General features: G+C 68.3%; 18 protein-coding genes and 1 riboswitch. Of the genes, 5 read left to right on the forward strand and 13 right to left on the reverse strand.

The features are described from left to right. Positions 1-417: 417 nt before the first annotated feature. Positions 418-618 (forward strand): hypothetical protein, encoded by a 201-nt coding sequence (locus ACWD04_RS32710; protein WP_451137372.1) that lies wholly within the window; start codon positions 418-420, stop codon positions 616-618. A 44-nt stretch (positions 619-662) separates the two neighbouring features. Beyond that, a complete protein-coding gene (locus tag ACWD04_RS32715) occupies positions 663-1484 on the forward strand; it encodes a PhzF family phenazine biosynthesis protein (RefSeq protein ID WP_451137373.1) in 822 nt (273 codons plus the stop codon). Positions 1485-1529: 45 nt separating this feature from the next. On the opposite strand, the gene ACWD04_RS32720 is transcribed toward ACWD04_RS32715, so the two are convergent. Beyond that, positions 1530-2309: a CPBP family intramembrane glutamic endopeptidase gene (locus ACWD04_RS32720; protein WP_451137374.1), complete on the reverse strand. Its 780-nt coding sequence runs from the start codon at positions 2307-2309 to the stop codon at positions 1530-1532. A 95-nt stretch (positions 2310-2404) separates the two neighbouring features. Beyond that, positions 2405-3910, reverse strand: coding sequence for a glutamate-cysteine ligase family protein (locus tag ACWD04_RS32725; protein WP_451137375.1), 1506 nt, complete (start codon positions 3908-3910; stop codon positions 2405-2407). Positions 3911-4400: 490 nt separating this feature from the next. On the opposite strand from ACWD04_RS32725, the gene ACWD04_RS32730 reads away from it, so the two are divergent. Further along, a complete protein-coding gene (locus ACWD04_RS32730) occupies positions 4401-5015 on the forward strand; it encodes a hypothetical protein (RefSeq protein ID WP_451137376.1) in 615 nt (204 codons plus the stop codon). Positions 5016-5302: 287 nt separating this feature from the next. Further along, positions 5303-5509, forward strand: coding sequence for a DUF5999 family protein (locus tag ACWD04_RS32735; RefSeq protein WP_451137377.1), 207 nt, complete (start codon positions 5303-5305; stop codon positions 5507-5509). A 71-nt stretch (positions 5510-5580) separates the two neighbouring features. Here the strand turns inward: ACWD04_RS32735 and gcvP are convergent, their stop codons facing one another. Then, the gene (gcvP, locus tag ACWD04_RS32740; RefSeq protein ID WP_451137378.1) at positions 5581-8466 is read right to left on the reverse strand and encodes an aminomethyl-transferring glycine dehydrogenase; all 2886 of its coding nucleotides are present in this window, start codon (positions 8464-8466) and stop codon (positions 5581-5583) included. Positions 8467-8660: 194 nt separating this feature from the next. Further along, positions 8661-8756: riboswitch (glycine riboswitch) on the reverse strand. A 133-nt stretch (positions 8757-8889) separates the two neighbouring features. Here gcvP and ACWD04_RS32745 point away from each other — a divergent pair. Next, on the forward strand, positions 8890-9264 hold the full coding sequence (locus ACWD04_RS32745; RefSeq protein ID WP_451137379.1) for a PRC-barrel domain-containing protein: 375 nt from the start codon (positions 8890-8892) through the stop codon (positions 9262-9264). Here ACWD04_RS32745 and ACWD04_RS32750 read toward each other — a convergent pair. From ACWD04_RS32750 to ACWD04_RS32795, 10 genes are all read right to left on the reverse strand, one after another. Then, on the reverse strand, positions 9183-10649 hold the full coding sequence (locus tag ACWD04_RS32750) for a DNA polymerase IV (RefSeq protein ID WP_451137380.1): 1467 nt from the start codon (positions 10647-10649) through the stop codon (positions 9183-9185). The genes ACWD04_RS32745 and ACWD04_RS32750 overlap by 82 nt on opposite strands. 75 nt (positions 10650-10724) lie before the next feature. After that, positions 10725-11342, reverse strand: coding sequence for a MerR family transcriptional regulator (locus ACWD04_RS32755; protein ID WP_451137381.1), 618 nt, complete (start codon positions 11340-11342; stop codon positions 10725-10727). A 168-nt stretch (positions 11343-11510) separates the two neighbouring features. Continuing rightward, positions 11511-11984, reverse strand: a complete 474-nt coding sequence (locus ACWD04_RS32760; RefSeq protein WP_006123076.1) for a bifunctional nuclease family protein — start codon at positions 11982-11984, stop codon at positions 11511-11513. A 53-nt stretch (positions 11985-12037) separates the two neighbouring features. Further along, positions 12038-12778 (reverse strand): transcriptional regulator FtsR, encoded by a 741-nt coding sequence (gene ftsR, locus ACWD04_RS32765; protein ID WP_451137382.1) that lies wholly within the window; start codon positions 12776-12778, stop codon positions 12038-12040. A 41-nt stretch (positions 12779-12819) separates the two neighbouring features. Beyond that, complete coding sequence (locus tag ACWD04_RS32770) at positions 12820-13590, reverse strand: FHA domain-containing protein (RefSeq protein WP_451137383.1); 771 nt, start codon at positions 13588-13590, stop codon at positions 12820-12822. A gap of 190 nt (positions 13591-13780) precedes the next feature. Continuing rightward, positions 13781-14617, reverse strand: a complete 837-nt coding sequence (locus ACWD04_RS32775) for a DUF881 domain-containing protein (RefSeq protein ID WP_451137384.1) — start codon at positions 14615-14617, stop codon at positions 13781-13783. Positions 14618-14622: 5 nt separating this feature from the next. Continuing rightward, positions 14623-14955 (reverse strand): small basic family protein, encoded by a 333-nt coding sequence (locus tag ACWD04_RS32780; RefSeq protein ID WP_003970459.1) that lies wholly within the window; start codon positions 14953-14955, stop codon positions 14623-14625. Further along, positions 14952-15872 (reverse strand): DUF881 domain-containing protein, encoded by a 921-nt coding sequence (locus ACWD04_RS32785; RefSeq protein ID WP_451137385.1) that lies wholly within the window; start codon positions 15870-15872, stop codon positions 14952-14954. Before ACWD04_RS32785 ends, ACWD04_RS32780 begins: the two co-directional genes overlap by 4 nt. A gap of 97 nt (positions 15873-15969) precedes the next feature. Beyond that, positions 15970-18465: a sugar phosphate nucleotidyltransferase gene (locus ACWD04_RS32790; RefSeq protein WP_451137386.1), complete on the reverse strand. Its 2496-nt coding sequence runs from the start codon at positions 18463-18465 to the stop codon at positions 15970-15972. A 111-nt stretch (positions 18466-18576) separates the two neighbouring features. Beyond that, entirely contained in the window at positions 18577-19185 is a 609-nt protein-coding gene (locus ACWD04_RS32795) for a CDP-alcohol phosphatidyltransferase family protein (RefSeq protein WP_451137387.1), read from the reverse strand. Positions 19186-19371: the final 186 nt, after the last annotated feature.

Below are 19371 nucleotides of genomic sequence, written 5' to 3' on the forward strand. Positions count from 1 at the left end.
ACTTGTTCGCACTTCCCAATCAGCGGCCCGGTCGTCGTGGGGTGCCGGGCGGCGAAGCGAGTTCAGCCACGAACGGCAGCCGCCTGAAAGCCACAACCAGCACCCCTGGGCGACCCAACCCTACGAATGGCTCGATCAACCCGTCCACGAACGTAAGGCCGCCTGACATCTTCTGTAGCCGGTGCAGGACTCTCGGAGGGGCTGCCCGCCTATCCCAATGGGCAGCCCCTGTTTTCATAGGCGTACCGGCGGTCCGTTGGACCCCATGAGCTGTTCATCAATCGACCGTTTACCGAACGCGCCCCGCCGAGCCGCCTTGCGCCCCGACTTCCCGTCAGAACCGTTCATTTTCCCGTTCATCAACTGCTAGCGTTCAGATCGCCACCTGAAGACCCTTGATGAACGGAAAGGGGCCCCGTGGCGCTCATCGGACCGGTGTCCCCCTGGCGCTACCTGCCGCTCGCCGCCCTCCCGGACCAGGCCGGACTCGTCGTCACCGCGCCTCTGCTGCGGGAGCCGGACGAAGGGACGGAGATCAGCGAGTGCTGCACCGCATACGAAGTCCACCTCGCCCCCGGGCCCGCACGAGCCGGGCACTCCCGGGCCGCTTATCCCTGATTGGCCTTGGACCGCGCGAAACGGCCCCGCCTACGGTCGGCCTCATGAAGATCCGCATCGTTGACGCGTTCACCGACCGCCCCTTCGCCGGCAACCCCGCCGGAGTCGTAGTCCTGGACTCCGGCACCTTCCCCGGGGAAGACCGCCTCCAGCTCATCGCCTCCGAGGTCAACCTCTCGGAGACCGCATTCGCCCTCCCGCTGCCGCCGGGCGGTGAGGCCGACTGGGCACTGCGGTGGTTCACCCCCACCACCGAGGTCGATCTCTGCGGGCACGCGACACTGGCCACCGCCCATGTCCTGCACACCACCGGAGCCGCGAGCGGCACGGTGCGCTACGCAACCCGTTCCGGCACCCTGCGCACCACCGCCCACTCCGACGGCAGCCTGACGCTGGACTTCCCCACGGCGCCGCTGACGCCGGTACCCGCCCCGCCCGGGCTGGCGGAAGCACTCGGCGCATCGCCCCTCTCCCTGCACGACACGGGTGAGCACCTCGGCGACCTACTGGTGGAACTGGCCGACGAAGCGGCCGTACGCGCGCTGCGGCCGGACTTCCACGCGCTCACCGCCTGCTCCCGGCGGGGAGTCATCGCCACGGCGGCCGCCGCGGACCCCACGAGCACGTACGACTTCGTCTCGCGCGGCTTCTTCCCCCGGGTCGGCATCGCCGAGGACCCGGTGACCGGCAGTGCCCACACCGCCCTGGCGCCCTTCTGGTCGGCGAGGTTCGGCCGCGAGGACCTCATCGGCCTCCAGGCCTCCGCCCGCTCCGGCCTGGTCCACACCTCGCTGCGCGGCGAGCGCACGCTGCTGACCGGCAGGGCTGTCACGGTGATCGACGGGGAACTGCTCACCGGGCTCTGAGAACGCCGGGGCGGACCCGCCGCCCTCACGGGACGGACCGGCTGCTCACGGCGTGGGCAGCCAGTCCACCTTTCCCTCGAGCAGCGCGTAGCCGACGAACGCCCCGATGTCGAGCAGGGCGTGCGCGACGACCAGCGGCCCGACCCGCCCCCAGCGCCTGTACAGCAGCACGAAAACGACGCCCATGACCATGTTCCCGATGAAGCCGCCGATCCCCTGGTACAGGTGGTACGAGCCGCGCAGCACGGAGCTCGCCACCAGGGCTGCCATCGGCGTCCACCCCAACTGCCCCATCCGGCGCAGCAGATAGCCGACGACGATGACCTCCTCCACGAGCGAATTCTGCACCGCTGAGAGGATCAGCACCGGGAACTTCCACCACACATCGGGCAGAGACTCCGGAACGACCGTCAGGTTGAACCCCGTGGCCCGCGCCACCAGGTAGAACGCCAGCCCCGAGCTGCCGATCCCCGCCGCGACCAGGGTGCCCCGGCCCAGGTCCGGCCAGGGCCTGGTGCGGTCGAGTCCGAGGGTCCGCAGACCGGCCCGTTCCCGCATGAGCAGATGAGCCACCAGCGCGACGGGCACCAGGGCGGTCGCGATACCGAAGAGCTGCCAGGTCAGGTCCAGCCACGGCCGCCCGGGGGCATGCGATCCGTTCAGCGTCGCCGCCTGGTCCTTGAGACCCCCCGGTTTCGTGAGCGACCCGATGAAGCTGATCAGGGCGGACACCCCACTGGCCCCGAGTGAGAGAGCCAGCACGAGCAGCGTCTCCGCCCGGAGGGTCCGCCGGGACACCCCCTCGTGAGGATTGGAATCAGCCACGCGCCCCGCCTCCACCTGTACACCTGCCGTCAGCCATGCGTCGACACAGCTTGCCCGACGGGCCGGGGCGGCGGGACACCGGGCGGGCCGGCTCCTCAGCGGGCGGGGAAGCCGACCGGCCAGGTGTGCACCGGTTCACCTGCCTGCATCAGCTCGCCGTAGCGCCGGGTGGTGGCTGCCAGCGCGCCCTCCCGGTCGAGGCCGGCCCTCACGGCACGGTGGTACGTATCGACCTGCCAGGAGGCGCCGTTCACCTGGAGCCTGCACCGCTCCTCGATGACACCGAGGTAGCGGTCACGGTCCGAGGGCTCGATGTTCCAGGCGTCGAGCCCGGCGGCCGCGAGCGGCAGCAGTTCGTCCCGTACGAGCTTGACGACAGGCACCTTGGCCACGCCGCCGGAGCGGCCGGGGCGCGGCCAGAGCAGTTCGGCGTCGATCCCGTGGCGGCAGGCGGCGTCGAAGTTCTCGGCTGCCGCCTCGAAGGGCAGCCTGGACCACACCGGCCGGGACTCGTCTGCGAGCGCACGCACCAGGCCGTAGTAGAAGGCGGCATTGGCGATCACATCGACGACCGTGGGGCCGGCGGGCAGGACTCGGTTCTCCACCCTCAGATGGGGGACGCCGTCGGCCAGCCCGTACACCGGGCGGTTCCACCGGTAGATAGTGCCGTTGTGCAGGACGAGTTCGGCCAGTGCCGGTACACCACCCTCGTCCAGAATCCGCAGCGGATCCTCCTCGTCACGGATCGGCAGCAGCGGCGGGTAGTAACGCACGTTCTCCTCGAAGAGCTCGTACGCCGAACTGATCCATCGCTCGCCGAACCAGGTCCTGGGACGCACTCCCTGATTCCGCAACTCGGGCGGCCGCACGTCCGTGGCCTGCTGGAAAAGCGGTGGCCTCGACTCGCGCCACAGCTCCTTGCCGAACAGGAAGGGGGAGTTGGCCCCGAGGGCGATCTGCACCGACGCGACGGCCTGGGCCGCGTTCCAGACGTCTGCGAACCGGTCCGGTGTCACCTGCAGGTGCAACTGGACCGACGTGCACGCCGATTCCGGGGCGATCGAGGCGGAGGTCGAGACCAGTCGCTCGACCCCTTCGATATCGAGGGTGAATTCCTCTCCCCGCGCGGCCGCCATTTGATCGTTGAGGAGCGTATACCGATCGACGTCCGACAAGTTCGCCGAAACCACGTCGTCCTGTCCGAGGGTCGGCAGGATGCCGATCATCACGATCCCGGCGTCGACCTCTGCGGCCTTCCTGTGGGCATATGCCAGCCCTGTGCGCAACTCCTCGGCCAGCTGATCGAATACCCGGCCGCTCAGCCGGTGAGGAAGAATATTTACTTCCAGATTGAACATCCCCAGTTCCGTCTGAAAATCCCGGCTGGCGATGCGTTGGAGCACCTCCGCATTCCGCATCCTCGGCATGCCGTCCGACCCCGCGAGATTCAGCTCGATCTCCAGCCCCATGAGATTTCTGGGACGATCGAACCTCCGCTCCGACAGGAGCCTCTCCAGCCCGGTCAGGCACTGGGTGAGCTTCTCGCGGTACGCCTGCCGATCGGACGGGGCAAAGGCGCCCGCCACGACCTTCTCGCCCATCGCAGGGTCCCTCCTCGAGTGGTCGGCCCGACACTCAGGCCGCTTGTATCACGATCGATAATGCCCCGACGAGATGATCCGTAACGCCTCCACGGCCCACGGGCACCCGGTAGTCTGATGACTGACGCCGGAGGCACATTCCGAAGGCATGAGGCATATGCAGGGTGCGCGATCGAGGCGCACGGCGGAAACACCGACGAGTTTCAGCCTACCGTCGCATCGAGAAAATACCCGGCGGCGGGCGTCGGAAGCGTCTCGAATCCACAGAAACCGTGCTATTCAAAGGCTCAAATCCGCCTTGCTAAATAGGCGAGACGGCTAGCCGAAACATCGTGTGAAGATTTGTCGTATAAACTCTGCGAACGAGGCAGAGAGTTGACGCACCGGCCCGTCCGTCCCGTCACAGGCCTTCCTCTGGCCCCGCACGCCGACAGCGCCGTCTGCACCCGCCCACGCATCACCGTGTCTCCGAAGTGAGAGGCAACCCACCATGCCGCTGCATATTTCCCCGGCCCCAGCGCCCGCACTCCGCAGCGTTCTCGCGGCACTCGGTTCTCCCACCGCAGTCCGCGAGGCCCACACGCCTGCTCTCCGTTCCGTCCAGGGATCGCTGAGCCCCGAACTCCCGCTTCCCGTCCACGTACTGGACCGAATCCTGCCGAACGAGACCGCGCCGCGCACCCGCCTCGCCGGCTGGCGCTTCCTGATCCGCAGCGGCGGGCGCGCCGTCGCCGCCGCGGACACCATGCTCACCGCCGACGGCTGGACCTTTTCTCACTTCTTCGAGGGCCCCTATATCGCCTCTACCGAACTCGCCGTACGCCAGGCGGAGTCGACGACGAGGCCCTACCAGCCCCGTCTGCTGTCGGTGCCCGAGCTGTACATGTTCACGCTGTGGCTGCACCACGACATCGAGGCCGACGCAGGCAGCGGTGCTCTCGCACCGACCGACGTGCTGGTGCCCCTGGCACCCGCTCCCCCGGGCATCACGGCCCACCGTCCGCACCGGGTCGCGGACCTGCTCCCGGTCATGACGCTGCGTGTCACCCCGGCACCTCTTCCCAACGTTCCCGGGGTCCCCGGTCTCCTCGGGTCGCCCGCCTGACCCGCCTTCCGCACGCGCCCCTGCCGAGCTGCTCGGCGGGGGCGCGTGCGTACCCGTCCGGACTAGTCCGGTCAGGTCGCCCCGAACCATCCGAACAGACAGCGCAGTTGCGTTGAACCGTCCGGCCGGGTGATGCGTCGCGGGAGGAGAACAGCGGCTGCCGCGAAATACCTGCGAAGAGACGCCCGCGGGGCAACACTGGGACCGGACCGACTGATACGGGGGCTGCCATGAACACATCGTCCAGCCGCAGAACACTCGACTCAACGCAGCGAAAGAAACCACCCATGTGCCAGCACAAGTCACCCTGCCCGACCGCCGACTCCAACGACCGGGAAGCCGCACGCCTGATGGCCCACCACCCGGAGCAGGGCTGGAGCCTGCTGTGCAACGGCGTCCTGCTCTTCGAGGACACCGGTGAGCTGCTCCCGGACGGGCAGATCATCGCCCCGCACCGCCCGCTGAAGGGCGGCCAGGTGATGAAGGTTGCCTGACCACGGCTGACAGGACACGGGGGCCGGCCCGGAAGAAGCTTCCGCACCGGCCCCGAGGCGTATGCCTTGTCCTACTGGTCGTACGCGTCCAGCGGCGGGCAGGAGCAGACCAGATTGCGGTCACCGAACGCGCCGTCGATCCGGCGCACCGGCGGCCAGTACTTGTCCGAGGGCGTGACGCCGGCCGGAAAGACCGCCTCTTCACGGGTGTAGGTGTGATTCCACTCCCCACCGAGCGCCGCGGCCGTGTGCGGGGCGTTGCGCAGCGGATTGTCGTCCGCGCTCCAGGCACCGGAGGCGATCTTGTCGATCTCGCCGCGAATGGCGATCATCGTGTCGCAGAACCGGTCGAGCTCGGCGAGGTCCTCGCTCTCGGTCGGTTCGATCATCAGCGTCCCGGCCACCGGGAACGACATGGTCGGCGAGTGGAAGCCGTAGTCGACCAGCCTCTTGGCGATGTCGTCGATGCTGACGCCGGTCGCCTTGGAGATCGGACGCAGGTCGACGATGCACTCGTGCGCGACCAGGCCGGCCGGACCGTTGTACAGGACGGGGAAGTGCGGTTCCAGGCGCTTGGCGATGTAGTTGGCCGCGAGTACGGCGACCTGCGTCGCACGCTTCAGGCCCTCGCCCCCCATGAGGCGTACGTACGCCCACGAGATCGGCAGGATGCCCGCCGAGCCCCACGGAGCGGCCGAGATCGGACCGACGCCGGTCTCCGGGCCCGCAGCGGGCTGGAGGGGGTGGTTGGGGAGGTACGGCGCCAGGTGAGCGCGCACCCCGACGGGACCGACCCCCGGACCGCCGCCGCCGTGCGGGATGCAGAAGGTCTTGTGCAGGTTCAGATGGGAGACGTCGCCACCGAAATGCCCCGGCTTGGCGAGACCGACCAGCGCGTTGAGATTGGCGCCGTCCACGTACACCTGGCCGCCGGCGTCGTGCACCTCACCGCAGATGTCGGCGACGTGCTCCTCGAAGACGCCGTGCGTGGAGGGGTAGGTGATCATGAGGACGGCGAGCTCGTCGCGGTGCTTCGCGATCTTGGCCCGGAGATCCTCTATGTCGACCTCACCGTCGTCGGCGGTCTTCACCACGACGACCCTCATGCCGGCCATCACGGCGCTCGCGGCGTTGGTGCCGTGCGCGGAGGACGGAATCAGGCAGACAGTACGCCCGTGCTCCCCGTTGGCCCGGTGATACGCGCGCACGGCCAGCAGCCCGGCGAATTCGCCCTGCGAGCCCGCGTTGGGCTGGATGGAGACGGCGTCGTAACCGGTGACCTCGGCGAGACGCTCCTCCAGCTCACGGATGAGGGTGAGGAAGCCCTGCGCCTGCTCGGCCGGCGCGAAGGGGTGCAGCGCGCCGAATTCGGGCCAGGTGATCGACTCCATCTCCGCGGTCGCGTTGAGCTTCATGGTGCAGGAGCCGAGCGGGATCATGCCGCGGTCCAGCGCGTAGTCACGGTCGGCGAGCTTGCGGAGGTAGCGCAGCATTGCCGTCTCGGAGCGGTGCTGGTGGAACACCGGATGGGTGAGGACGGCGTCGGTACGCAGCAGCCCGTCGGGCAGTACATCGGCCGCTTCGGCATCCAGCGCCTCGATGTCGCCACCGGCCCCGAAGGCCGCCCAGACCGCGGCGATCCGGGCGCGGGTGGTGGTCTCGTCACACGCGACGGAGACGTGGTCGGCGTCGACCAGGCGCAGATTCACCCCGCGCTCACGCGCATCGGCGACCACATCGGCCGCCGTACCCGGCACGCGGACCGTGAGGGTGTCGAAGTACACGTCGTGCACGACCTCGGTCCCGGCGGCGCGCAGCCCCTCGGCCAGGACGGTGGCGAACCGGTGGGTGCGCCGGGCGATCGTCCGGAGTCCGTCGGGCCCGTGGTAGACGGCGTACATGCCGGCCATGACGGCGAGCAGCACCTGTGCGGTACAGATGTTGCTGGTGGCCTTCTCCCGGCGGATGTGCTGCTCACGGGTCTGCAGCGCCAGGCGGTAGGCCTTGTTGCCGTCCGCGTCGACGGACACCCCGACGAGACGGCCGGGCAGGCTGCGGGCGAAGTTCGCGCGTACCGCCATGAAGCCGGCGTGCGGTCCGCCGAAGCCCATCGGGACGCCGAAGCGCTGCGTGGTGCCGACCGCGATGTCCGCGCCCAGTTCACCGGGCGAGGTGAGCAGCGTGAGAGCCAGCAGGTCGGCGGCGACGGACACGATCGCGCCCAGCTCGTGCGCCTGGTCGATGACCGGCTTGATGTCCCGCACGGCACCGGAGGCGCCCGGGTACTGGAGCAGCACACCGAAGACGCCGCGCTCGGCGGCCTCAGCGGGGATGCCGTCGCTGAGGTCGGCGACGACGACCTCGACACCCGTCGGCTCGGCGCGGGTCTCGATCACCGCGATGGTCTGCGGCAGCGTATCGGCGTCGACCAGGAAGACACCGTCCTTGACCTTGCCGACCCTTCGCGCCAGCGCCATGGCCTCGGCGGCGGCCGTCCCCTCGTCGAGGAGCGAGGCGCCCGAAGTCGGCAGCCCCGTGAGGTCGGCGACCATCGTCTGGAAGTTCAGGAGGGCCTCGAGACGGCCCTGGGAGATCTCCGGCTGGTACGGCGTGTAGGCCGTGTACCAGGCAGGATTCTCCATGACGTTGCGCAGGATCACCGGCGGGGTGAACGTGCCGTAGTAGCCGAGCCCGATCATCGGGGCGAGCACCTGGTTGCGGTCGGCAAGGCTTCGCAGCTCGGCCAGGACCTCGGCCTCGGTGCGGGCCTCGGGGAGGTTCAGCGCCTCTGCGCTCTTGATCACGTCGGGCACCGCGGCGGTGGTGAGCTCGTCGAGGGAGCCGTAGCCGACCAGGGCGAGCATCTTCGCCTGCGCCCCGGCATCGGGCCCGATGTGGCGCTGCTCGAACGGAATGCCCTGCTCCAACTGGGAGAGCGGAGTGCGGCGGGGGGTCATGATGGAGGCCTCCTGGTCTGTCACGACCTGCGAGGGGCGCCACGGCGTGGCTGCCCGAACGGCCTCCCCATCTGTCATCTCGACCTGAGAGCTTCACCGGCGCGCCCTGGGGCGTACCGGCTTTCACCGTCGGTGAGGGAGGTGCCCGTCGCGGCTCGTGCCGTACCGGATATCGCCCTGCTTTCCAGAGTGACCTCGTCCGTGCGGTACGGGGGCCTGAGAGATTCCGGGGAGGAGTTGCTCCTTCGGCGCCCCCGGATCGCTCCGGAGGACTCTCCCGCACAGGGTCAGCAGCCGTGTCCCAGCCTACCAGCGAGCCCGGAGCGGCCCGTCTCGAGTGGCCGACGGCCCGGATCTGGCCTTTCGTAGAGCCTGTGGAGCAGCCGCGACCACCTGATGCCGTCGTGACCAGTGGGAGGCACCGTGCAGACCGACATCGATCCGCGCAGCCTGATCGGCCGCAAGGCCTTCGACCGTCAAGGTGCCAAGATCGGAACGGTGGACGAGGTCTATCTCGACGACGCCACAGGGGTGCCCGAGTGGGCCGCCGTGCGCACCGGTCTTTTCACCCGGGACGCGTTCGTCCCGCTGGAGCCGAGCGAATTCGTCGACGGTTCACTGCTGATCCCCTTCGACCGGGCCCTGATCAAGGACGCGCCCGACTTCGGCGTGGGCCGTCATCTGTCTCCCGAGCAGGAACTGCAGCTCTACCGTCATTACGGGCTGGACACCTCTCCCTCCTCCCCCGGTACGGGCGCCGACAGGGACTTCGGCAAGCTCGCCGGCCACGAGGAGTAGTCCACCGGGTCCCGCACCAGGGGAAGCGGATCGGCCGGCTGCAGCTGCGGATCGTCGACACGGAACGTACGCACCCGGCCGGGTGGCGTCCAGGGTTCCTCGAAGCGCACGGTGACGCGGCCGACGCCGCTGCCCTGCACCCAACCATGGCCATGGATTTCGTGCCGTACGTCGTGCCCGGCCGGCCAGCGCCGCGAGGCCGGCGGCTCCTCGCTCTCCCGGGGGCCCACCCCTCTCGCCCCCTCCACCGCGGCATCCCGCTCGTCCTGGGCGGCGTCGGCCGCTGCTGACTCCTCGGCGGCATGCTCCGCGTCGGCCGCCTGAGCGAAGAGATCCTCCTGTGTGAAGTCCGCCAGCCCCGTGACGCCCACTCCGAGCAGTCTTACACCGCCGGTCGTGTCCACGGCCTCCAGAAGGCGCGCAGCGGCCTCCCTGACCACCGTGGGGTCGTCGGTGGGGCCGCGTAGCGTCTCGGACCTGGTGAGCGTCGAAAAGTCGTAGCGGCGGACTTTGAGGACGACGGTCCGCCCGGACCGCCCCGCGCCTCGCAGCCGCTGCACACAGCGGTCGGCGAGCCGCACCACCTCCGTCCTGACGCGCACGCGGTCGTGCAGGTCCACGTCGAAGGTGTCCTCCACCGACACTGACTTGGCGTCGCGTTCGGCGTTGACGGGACGGTCGTCGTAGCCCTGAGCCATGCGGTGGAGCGCGACACCGTGAGCCTTGCCCAGCAGCCGCACGAGCTCCGCCTCGCCTGCCTCCGCGAGGTGGCTGACGACGGTCATGCCGGCGCGGCGGAGATGGTCGCCGGTGGCGGGCCCCACGCCCGGGAGGATGCGCACGGACATGGGTGCCAGGAGCTGACGTTCGGTGCCGGGCTCGATCAGCAGCAGTCCGTCCGGTTTCGCTTCCTCGGAGGCGATCTTGGCCAGCATCTTGGAGCCGGCCAGGCCGACGGAACCGCTGAGTCCGGTGACGTCCCTGATCACGGTGCGCAGCTGTTCACCGATCGCACGCGCCAAAGCCGAGTCGTCGGCGACGCCCCCGGCCTCCAGATCGACGAAGGCCTCGTCCAGGCTGAGCGGCTCGACGAGCGGAGAAAGCCGCCCGAGAAGCTCCATCACCTGATCGCTCACCGTCCGGTAGAGCGCGAAACGGGGGACGAGATACGCGGCGTTGGGCGCGAGCCGCCTCGCCTGTGCCATCGGCATCGCCGAATGCACGCCGAGTCGCCGCGCCTCGTACGACGCGGTGGCGACCACGCCGCGCATCCCCAGACCGCCCACCACCACGGGTTTGCCGCGGAGGCTCGGCTTCGCCGCCTGCTCGGCTGAGGCGTAGAAGGCATCCATGTCCAGATGCAGGATGGTCGGCGCGGCTCTCACATGAACCGATGCTGCCCTACGCCACTGACAACCGCCCCGCCCGGCACTCGCACCATCCCGTCCTGCCCCGGGGCCTCAGCCTGCGCGATTGCGCCGCCGCGCCAGTTCGTCAGCGGGATTGTGACCGACCAGGGTCTCCCCCGTGTCGACGCGCTCCCCGTGGAGCTGGGACAGGGCCGCGTCGACGTCTTTCCAGACGACACCGACGGCGATACCGAAAATGCCCTGGCCGCCCTGGAGCAGATTCACGACCTCGTCGGGCGAGGAGCACTCGTAGACCGTCGCCCCGTCACACATCAGAGTCATCCGCTCGAGATCCGTGAATCCGCGGGCTCTGAGGTGCTGCACGGTGGTGCGGATGTTCTGGAGAGCGACACCCGTGTCGAGGAACCGCTTGACGATCTTGAGAAGGACCACGTCCCGGAAACTGTAGAGACGCTGCGTCCCCGACCCGTACGCCGGACGCACGCTCGGCTCCACGAGCCCCGTACGCGCCCAGTAGTCGAGCTGTCGGTAAGTGATACCGGCCGCCGCACACGCCGTCGGTCCCCGATAGCCGATGTCCCCTGCCACTGCCACACCGTCCGCTGCCACCACCGCCGGCTGAACCGGCTGTCTGATGGAATGGTCGGCCGCACTGCCGTGCTGCTGATACGGCCCACCCGCGACCGTACCGTCGCCGCTGCTACTCACGCCGACCTCCGTCCTTGACCTGCCACCTCGAAGGTAGGCAGTCACCAGGGGTGCGTCAACGATCGCCACACTCGGCACGCCGAGTGATAATCACCCTGAGGGTGGTTTCCCGTGGCTGATTCCGGGGAAAGGCTTGTCGGATGCGCTGACACCACCACCGCAGGACGGTCACTGACTGTTCGTACCGAAGTCCTCCGGCGAGATCTGGTCGAGGAATTCGCGGAACTTCTCCACCTCGTCCTCCTGCTCGTCCGGAATGGCGATGCCTGCGTCATCCAGCACCCCGTCACTGCCGTAGATCGGCGTGCCGGTGCGCAGGGCGAGCGCTATGGCGTCGGACGGCCGCGCGCTCACCTCGACCCCACTGGCAAAGACCAGCTCCGCATAGAAGACCCCTTCCCGAAGGTCCGTGATGCGGACCTCGGTGAGCTCCTGGCCTACCGCCTCGAGCACATCCTTGAAAAGATCATGGGTCAGCGGCCTGGCCGGAGCCATGCCCTGCTGGGCGAAGGCGATCGCGGTCGCTTCCCCAGGGCCGATCCAAATAGGGAGGTACCGGTCGCCTCCCACTTCACGCAGGAGAACGATCGGTTGGTTGGAGGGCATTTCCACCCGGACACCCACAACGTCGAGCTCGTTCACACAGCAACCCTAGGACGTGCCCGCCATGTTTGGATAGTCGGGCTCTTCCGCACTCAGTGGAACCCGGCCTTCAGAGCGCTCTGCACGAGCGCGGCGTGGAGCCGGACGGAGAGCTCCGCAAGCTCCTTCGCGGTGGCCTCCGCATGGGCCCTGGTCTGCGGATTCCGGTGCCTGCGCAGGGGCGCGACGACCTGCTCGACCAGGCCTGCCTCGCGCTCCGCGGCCGCCTTCACCGCCCGTAGGTGCCGAGGTTCCAGGCCGAATCTGCCCAGGTCCGTCACCAAACGCGCCACCGTCACCGCCTCGGCGTCGTAGCTGCCCCCGGAGGCGGGCACGATCAGCCCGTACGACTCCCACTCCTCGAGCTGCTCCTCGCTGGCCTCTGCGGCGGCCAGGAGCTCTGCGCGCCCGATACGGGCGGCGGTGGCCTGCCCCAGACCCTGGTCGCGGAAGGCATCGGCGGGCTCACCCTCCCCGCCGGACGGCAGTACCGCCTGCTCACCGCCGGCCAAGGCTTCCAGGTGCTCACGGATGACCTTGAGCGGCAGGTAGTGATCCCGCTGCATGCGCAGCACCTGAGCCAGCCGCTCAACGTCGGCAGGGCCGAACTTCCGGTACCCCGAAGGCGTCCGCTGAGGCTCGATGAGCCCTTCCGCCTCCAAAAAGCGGATCTTGGAGATGGTGACTTCGGGAAACTCGTCGCGCAGCTGCAGGAGCACCGTGCCGATGCTCATCGCGCGCTCGCCTGCGGCGGCGGTGCCGTTACCGGCACCGCCTGTGGGTGTTCGCAGCATGGACCTTCCTGAGGGTCCCCCCGGACGAAGTCCGGAGGAGGTCACACGCCCCGCTGGCTCGCGTAGAAGACCAGACGGTACTTTCCGATCTGGACTTCGTCGCCGTTGGTCAGCGCGACGGAATCGATGCGCTCGCGGTTGACGTAGGTGCCGTTGAGGCTGCCGACGTCGCCCACGGTGAAACTACCCTCCGGGCTCCTGTGGAACTCCACATGTCGCCGCGACACGGTCACGTCGTCGAGGAAGATGTCACTCTGCGGGTGACGGCCTGCCGTCGTGAGGTCACCGTCCAGCAGGAAGCGGCTGCCGGAGTTCGGGCCGCGCCGGACCACCAGCAGCGCGGAACCGGCCGGCAGGGCGTCGACCGCGACCTGAGCCTCCGGGGAGAGCGAGGGAAGAGCCGTCTGGCCCGTCGCCTCGGCCTCGTAGGCCTCGATACCGGAGATCGAGATGGTCGAGGTCGTTTCCGAGGCACGCTCGGGCACTCCGCCCCTCAGCGGCGCACCGCAGTTGGAGCAGAAACGGCTGGCCTCGGCATTGTGGTGCCCGCACCTCGTACAAACCGGCGTGGCCGAGCCACCCGGAGTGGGGCCGAACCCTCCACCCGTGCCTGAGGTCGATGACCCTCCGAAACCTATGCGTCCTGCACTTCCGGGGTCAACGGACGACGCGCCGGCCCCCTGGACCTCGTCGCGGAAGAGTGGGCGCTCCGAGCCCTGCTCCTCGGCACCCTGACGCGGAGCGCGGTGGCGGGCAGCGCTGTTGCTGTCCTCGCGGGCACTCTTTCCGAACAACTTCGCAAACAACTTCACGGGCGTTTCCCCTTGACCGAAATAGACCCGCCCGTGGGGCAGGACGAACCCTGAATGAACACACCTGCCGACCCGGACATCTTCACAACGTCCGTAGCCACCCGACAGTTTCCACCACGCGTCACCGATCCGTTGCGCCGACCCCCCGCAACCTGCCGACCGTGTCCTTCGAACACCGCGCACCCCCGCCTCACTGGGGCGACGACCGAGCGTAATCAGGCTGCTCCGCCGGACGCAAGGCGTCCACGACGATGTCGTCGGCGCGCGCCACCTCCGCCGTGGCCTGCTCCCCCACGAGCGTCTGCACCACACCTCCGGGAATGTTCAGAGCCGGCTCCAGGTCCTGCGGCTTGCCGATGACCTTGAACGCGTAGGGCGCCTCGATCTTCCGGCCGTCGACTCTCAATTCTCCCCCGTCACCGGAGAAATATGTACTGGCCACCACCCGCACGCCGTTGATTTCGATCGCTTCGGCGCCCGCGGCTCGCAGCTCCTGGATGGTGTCCAGGAGCATGTCGGCCTCCACCGCGCTGGTCGGGTCACTGATCGTCAACGTGATCCCTGGGCCGTGCGCCGCGACGGTGCCCGCCAGGATACCGAGCTGGCGCTCCTTCTCGAGGGTCTGCTTGCGCGCTTCCTCCGCCTGGTCGGAACTGTTCTCGAGTTCCGTGCGCTGGTCGTCGAGGCGCTGCTTCTCGTCCTCGAGGCGCTGGGTGCGGTTGTCGAGTTCGTCGAGGATACGGACCAGGTCCTCCTGGCGGGCACCACGCAGGGCACTGTTGTCGCTGTTCGACCTGACCTGGATGGCCAGCCCCAGTCCGAGGACGAACAAGAGGAGCGCCACGATCAGTTGGGCCCTGCTGACCCTGGGGGGCCAGAGTCCGGCCCGGAGCCGCTGACGGCCGGAGATTTCCTCGGAACGGACCGGCGGGTACGGTTCCGGCGCGGGCCCTTCGGCCGGGAGCGCCCCGGTAGGGCCCCCGCCGCCGGGGTTCCGTTCGCTGCTCGGGTTCTGTTCGCTGCTCATCGGCCTCACGCCCGGAAGACGTGTCGGCGGATGGCCGCGGCGTTGGAGAAGATCCGGATGCCCAGCACGACCACCACGCCGGTGGACAGCTGGGCTCCGACGCCGAGTTTGTCGCCGAGGAAGACGATCAGCGCGGCCACCACGACGTTCGACAGGAACGACACCACGAAGACCTTGTCCACGAAGATCCCGTCGAGCATCGCCCGCAGACCGCCGAAGACGGCGTCGAGCGCGGCCACCACGGCGATCGGCAAATAGGGCTCGACCACCGCCGGCACTTCGGGCCGGACCAACAGTCCGACCACGACTCCCACGACGAGGCCCAGTACGGCGATCACGATGTGCCCTTCCCTGTGTCTGCCGCACCACTGCCCGTGTCTGCGGCCTGAGGCTCTGCTGTACGTACGATCAGGCTGGGCGCGGCCGGAAGACGCACCTTCTCCTGCTCGGAGATGCTGGTGCGGATCTCGAAGCTCTCGTGAAGCGCCTGAAGATACTGGCCGTCAGCACTGTCCTGGAAGGCGGTGACGAGCCTTTTGCCGTCCCCCACCGCCAGCACCGTGTACGGCGGCACGAGCGGCCTGTTGTCGACCAGTATGGCGTCGCCCGCCGCGCGGATAGCGGAGAGCGCCGTGAGCCGCTGGCCATTGATCGAGACCGCCTCGGCACCGGACTGCCACAGGCCGTTGACCACGCGCTGCATGTCCCGGTCACGGACGCGGCCGGTGTCGGAGAAGCCGGTGGACTCACGGGGCCCGCCCCCACCCTGGTCGGTGTCCTCCGCGTCGTCCACGACCAGTTTGATCCCGGGGCCTTCGACAGGGGTGGCTCCGGACAGCAACGCCACCAGGCCGCCCTGATCCCCGCCGTGCTCCTGCAGTGCCTTGCGCTGCCGCTCGCCGACGTCCTTGCGCAGCTTCTCGACATCTGCTTCGAGCGTGTCCGCCGTGGAGGTCTCGGCGTTCACCCGGTCGATGAGCTCTTCGCGTTCCTTGGCCACGACCGGCGCCGCGACCTGTGCCTCGGCGGCTCCCAGCGTCACCACGAGGGCGGCCAGCACCAGCCCCGCGGCGAGGCCGAGCTTCGCCCTCAGCGTGCGCGGCATTCCGTCGCTGCCCTCGGACCGGCGACGTGCGGAGGCCTCGGCGTACCCCTCGTCGAGGCTGTGTTCCATCACGGTGGTCAGCAGCGACATGGACGCGTCGGGGCGAGGACGCGGCGGAGCGCTACTCCGATCGGGGGGCGGCTGCGACATGCCGCACATCGTCGCACGTCATGCCCGCTGCCGCCGAATGGCCCCACCGTTGGTCCGGAAGCCGTGCCGCACGGCTTTCGGACCAACGGTCGCCTGCTCAGTCGCCCGCGCTGTCCACGACCGCCGCCCACTCGTCGAGCAGTGCCTGGGCCGAAGCGTCGTCGGGGCCTTCTGCCCACAGGTGGGTGACCGCCTCCGACGGGTCGGGCAGCACCATCACCCAACGGCCGTCGGTCTCGACCACCCGGACACCATCCGTGGTGTCCACACTGCGCTCGCCCGCGGCCTCCACGACCCGGCGCATGACGAGCCCCTTGACCGCCCACGGCGTGGCGAGGTCGCGGCGCAGCACATGGGCGCGCGGGATGCGGGCATCGATCTGGCTGAGGGTGAGCTGTGTCCTGGCCACCAGGCCGATCAGCCTGACGAAGGCCGCCGCACCGTCGAAGACGCTGCTGAACTCGGGGACGATGAAGCCGCCGCGGCCGTCACCACCGAAGATCGTGGTGTCCTCGCGGCCCACCCGGGTCAGGTCGTCAGGTGACGTGGTCGTCCACTCCACCTGCGTACCGTGATAGGCCGCGACCTGTTCGGCGACGCGCGTGGTCGTCACCGGCAGGGCCACGCGTCCGCTTCTCCGCTCGGCTGCCACGAGGTCGAGCATCACCAGCAGTGCCCGGTCGTCCTCGATGATGCGGCCCCGCTCGTCCACGAGGGACAGCCGTTCACCGACGGGGTCGAACCGGACTCCGAAGGCGGCCCGTGCGGACGACACGATCTCGCCGAGGCGGACCAGCCCAGCGCGCCGGGACTCGGCGGACTCGGTCGGCCGGGACTCGTCGAGCCCCGGGTTGATGGTCAGCGCATCCACGCCGAGGCGTCCGAGCAGGCTGGGCAGAACAAGCCCGGCGCTGCCGTTGGACGCGTCCACGACCACCTTGAGGCCCGCGTCAGCGATGCCCGCCGTGTCGACATTACGGAGCAGGGAACCCGTGTAGGAGTCGAAGACGCTCGACGGGAAATGCAGGTCCCCGATCTCCCCGGGGAAGGCCCTGCGGTATTCCTGACGGGCGTAGACCCGGTCCAGCTTCCTCTGCCGCGCCTGGGAGAGATCGGCTCCCCGCTCGTCGAAGAACATGATGTCGACCGAATCCGGCACGCCGGGAGACGTACGGATCATGATGCCGCCGGCGCTGCCCCGCGCGGTCTGCTGACGGGCCACCGGCAGCGGCACGTTCTCCAGGTCACGGACGTCGATGGCGCTGGCCTGCAGCGCCGAGATGACCGCTCTCTTCAGCGCACGCGCACCACGGGAGTGGTCACGGGCGGTGGTCACCGTCGCGCCCTTCTTCAGCGTCGTCGCATACGCTCCGGCGAGCCGGACAGCGAGCTCCGGCGTGATCTCGACGTTCAGGATGCCGGAGACCCCGCGCGCACCGAAGAGATGCGCCTGGCCGCGCGACTCCCAGATCACCGAGGTGTTGACGAAGGCACCGGCTTCGATGGTCTTGAACGGGTAGACCCTGACGTTGCCCTGAATGATCGATTCTTCCCCGACCAGACACTCGTCGCCGATTACGGCACCGTCCTCGATGCGGGCTGCCCGCATGATGTCGGTGTTCTTGCCGATCACGCATCCACGCAGATTGCTGTGCTGCCCGATGTAGACGTTGTCGTGCACGACCGCCCGGTGCAGGAACGCACCGGATTTCACGACGACATTCGAGCCCACCACGGTGTGTTCGCGGATCTCGGCCCCGGCTTCGATCTTGGCGTAGTCACCGATGTAAAGCGGCCCCCGCAGTACCGCGTCAGGGTGGACCTCGGCGCCTTCCGCGACCCAGACTCCCGGGGAGATCTCGAAGCCGTCGAGTTCGACGTCGACCTTGCGCTCCAGCACGTCGGCCTGGGCCTTCACGTAGCTTTCGTGGGTGCCCACATCTTCCCAGTAGCCCTCCGCGATATAGCCGCAGATCAGCTTGCCGTCCTTCATGAGCTGCGGGAACACATCGCCGGACCAGTCCACCGAGGTGTCGGCCTGCACATAGTCGAACACCTCGGGCTCCATCACGTAGATGCCCGTGTTCACGGTGTCCGAGAAGACCTGCCCCCAGGTCGGCTTCTCCAGGAAGCGCTCTACCTTTCCTTCCTCGTCCACGATCGTGATCCCGAATTCAAGGGGATTAGGGACCCGGGTCAGGCAGACCGTGACGAGTGCACCCTTCTCCTTGTGGAAAGCTATGAGGTCCGTGAGATCGAAGTCGGTGAGGGCGTCGCCGGAAATGACCAGGAAGGTGTCGTCCTTCAGAGCTTCCTCGGCGTTCTTCACGCTTCCCGCGGTACCGAGGGGCTTCTCCTCGTTGGCATAGCTGAGTTCCATCCCGAGTTCTTCGCCGTCGCCGAAGTAATTCTTGACGAGGGAGGCGAGGAACTGGACGGTAACCACGGTCTCGTTGAGCCCGTGCCGTTTGAGCAGCCTCAGCACGTGCTCCATGATCGGCCGATTGGCCACGGGCAGGAGCGGCTTGGGCATGCTTGAGGTCATGGGGCGAAGGCGAGTGCCTTCGCCGCCTGCCATAACGACGGCCTTCATGTCGGAAACGTCCTCCTCGAAGAGACGACGGTCTAGCCGACTTCACCCGTCGGGCAACACCTCAACTATGCGGTGCGGGCCGGCGACTCTGCACGGCGCCACGGGAACGAGCTAGTCGGCTACTTCATCCGCCTTGACCAGACGGCGGACCTGGACCACGTACAGGATCCCTGCCCACCAATAGAGGGTTGTACCCCACCCAGCGAACGCCCATCCGAAAATGGTGCCCAGCGAAGCAAGCCAACCACTTCCGTCACTGAGCAGCAACAAGGGGAAGGCGTACATCAGGTTGAATGTTGCAGCTTTGCCGAGGAAGTTCACCTGCGGCGGCGGATAGCCGTGCCGGCGCAGGATTCCCACCATGACGAGGAGCATCAGCTCCCGGGCGAGGAGCGCGGCCGTCAGCCAGAGCGGCAGGATTTCCCGCCAGGTGAGCCCGACGAGGGTCGAGAGAATGTAGAGACGGTCGGCGGCCGGGTCCAGGAGCCGGCCGAGATTGCTGATCTGGTTCCAGCGACGGGCGAGCTTGCCGTCAAGGTAGTCACTGACCCCGCTCAGCATCAGAACCAGCAGGGCCCAGCCATCGCTGTTGGGCCCGCCGAACACGGGGCGGAGAATCAGCCACAGGAAGAGCGGTACGCCGACGAGACGAGCCATGCTGAGGATGTTGGGGATGGTGAGTACTCGGTCCGTCTGAACTCGAGTCTCCTGGACCTCCACCCGGATGCCTCCTGTGAAGAACGTGCCAATGATGCCCCCTGACCTTACCCTCACCATCGGATCACCGATGCACAGGGGTCCGGGAGCAGAAGCTGTGAACGCAGAAAAGCCCCGTGCCACAAGGGCACGGGGCTTTCCCGGAATAATTGTTCGGCGGCGTCCTACTCTCCCACAGGGTCCCCCCTG

The sequence above is a fragment of the Streptomyces sp. NPDC002911 genome, from assembly GCF_053591835.1.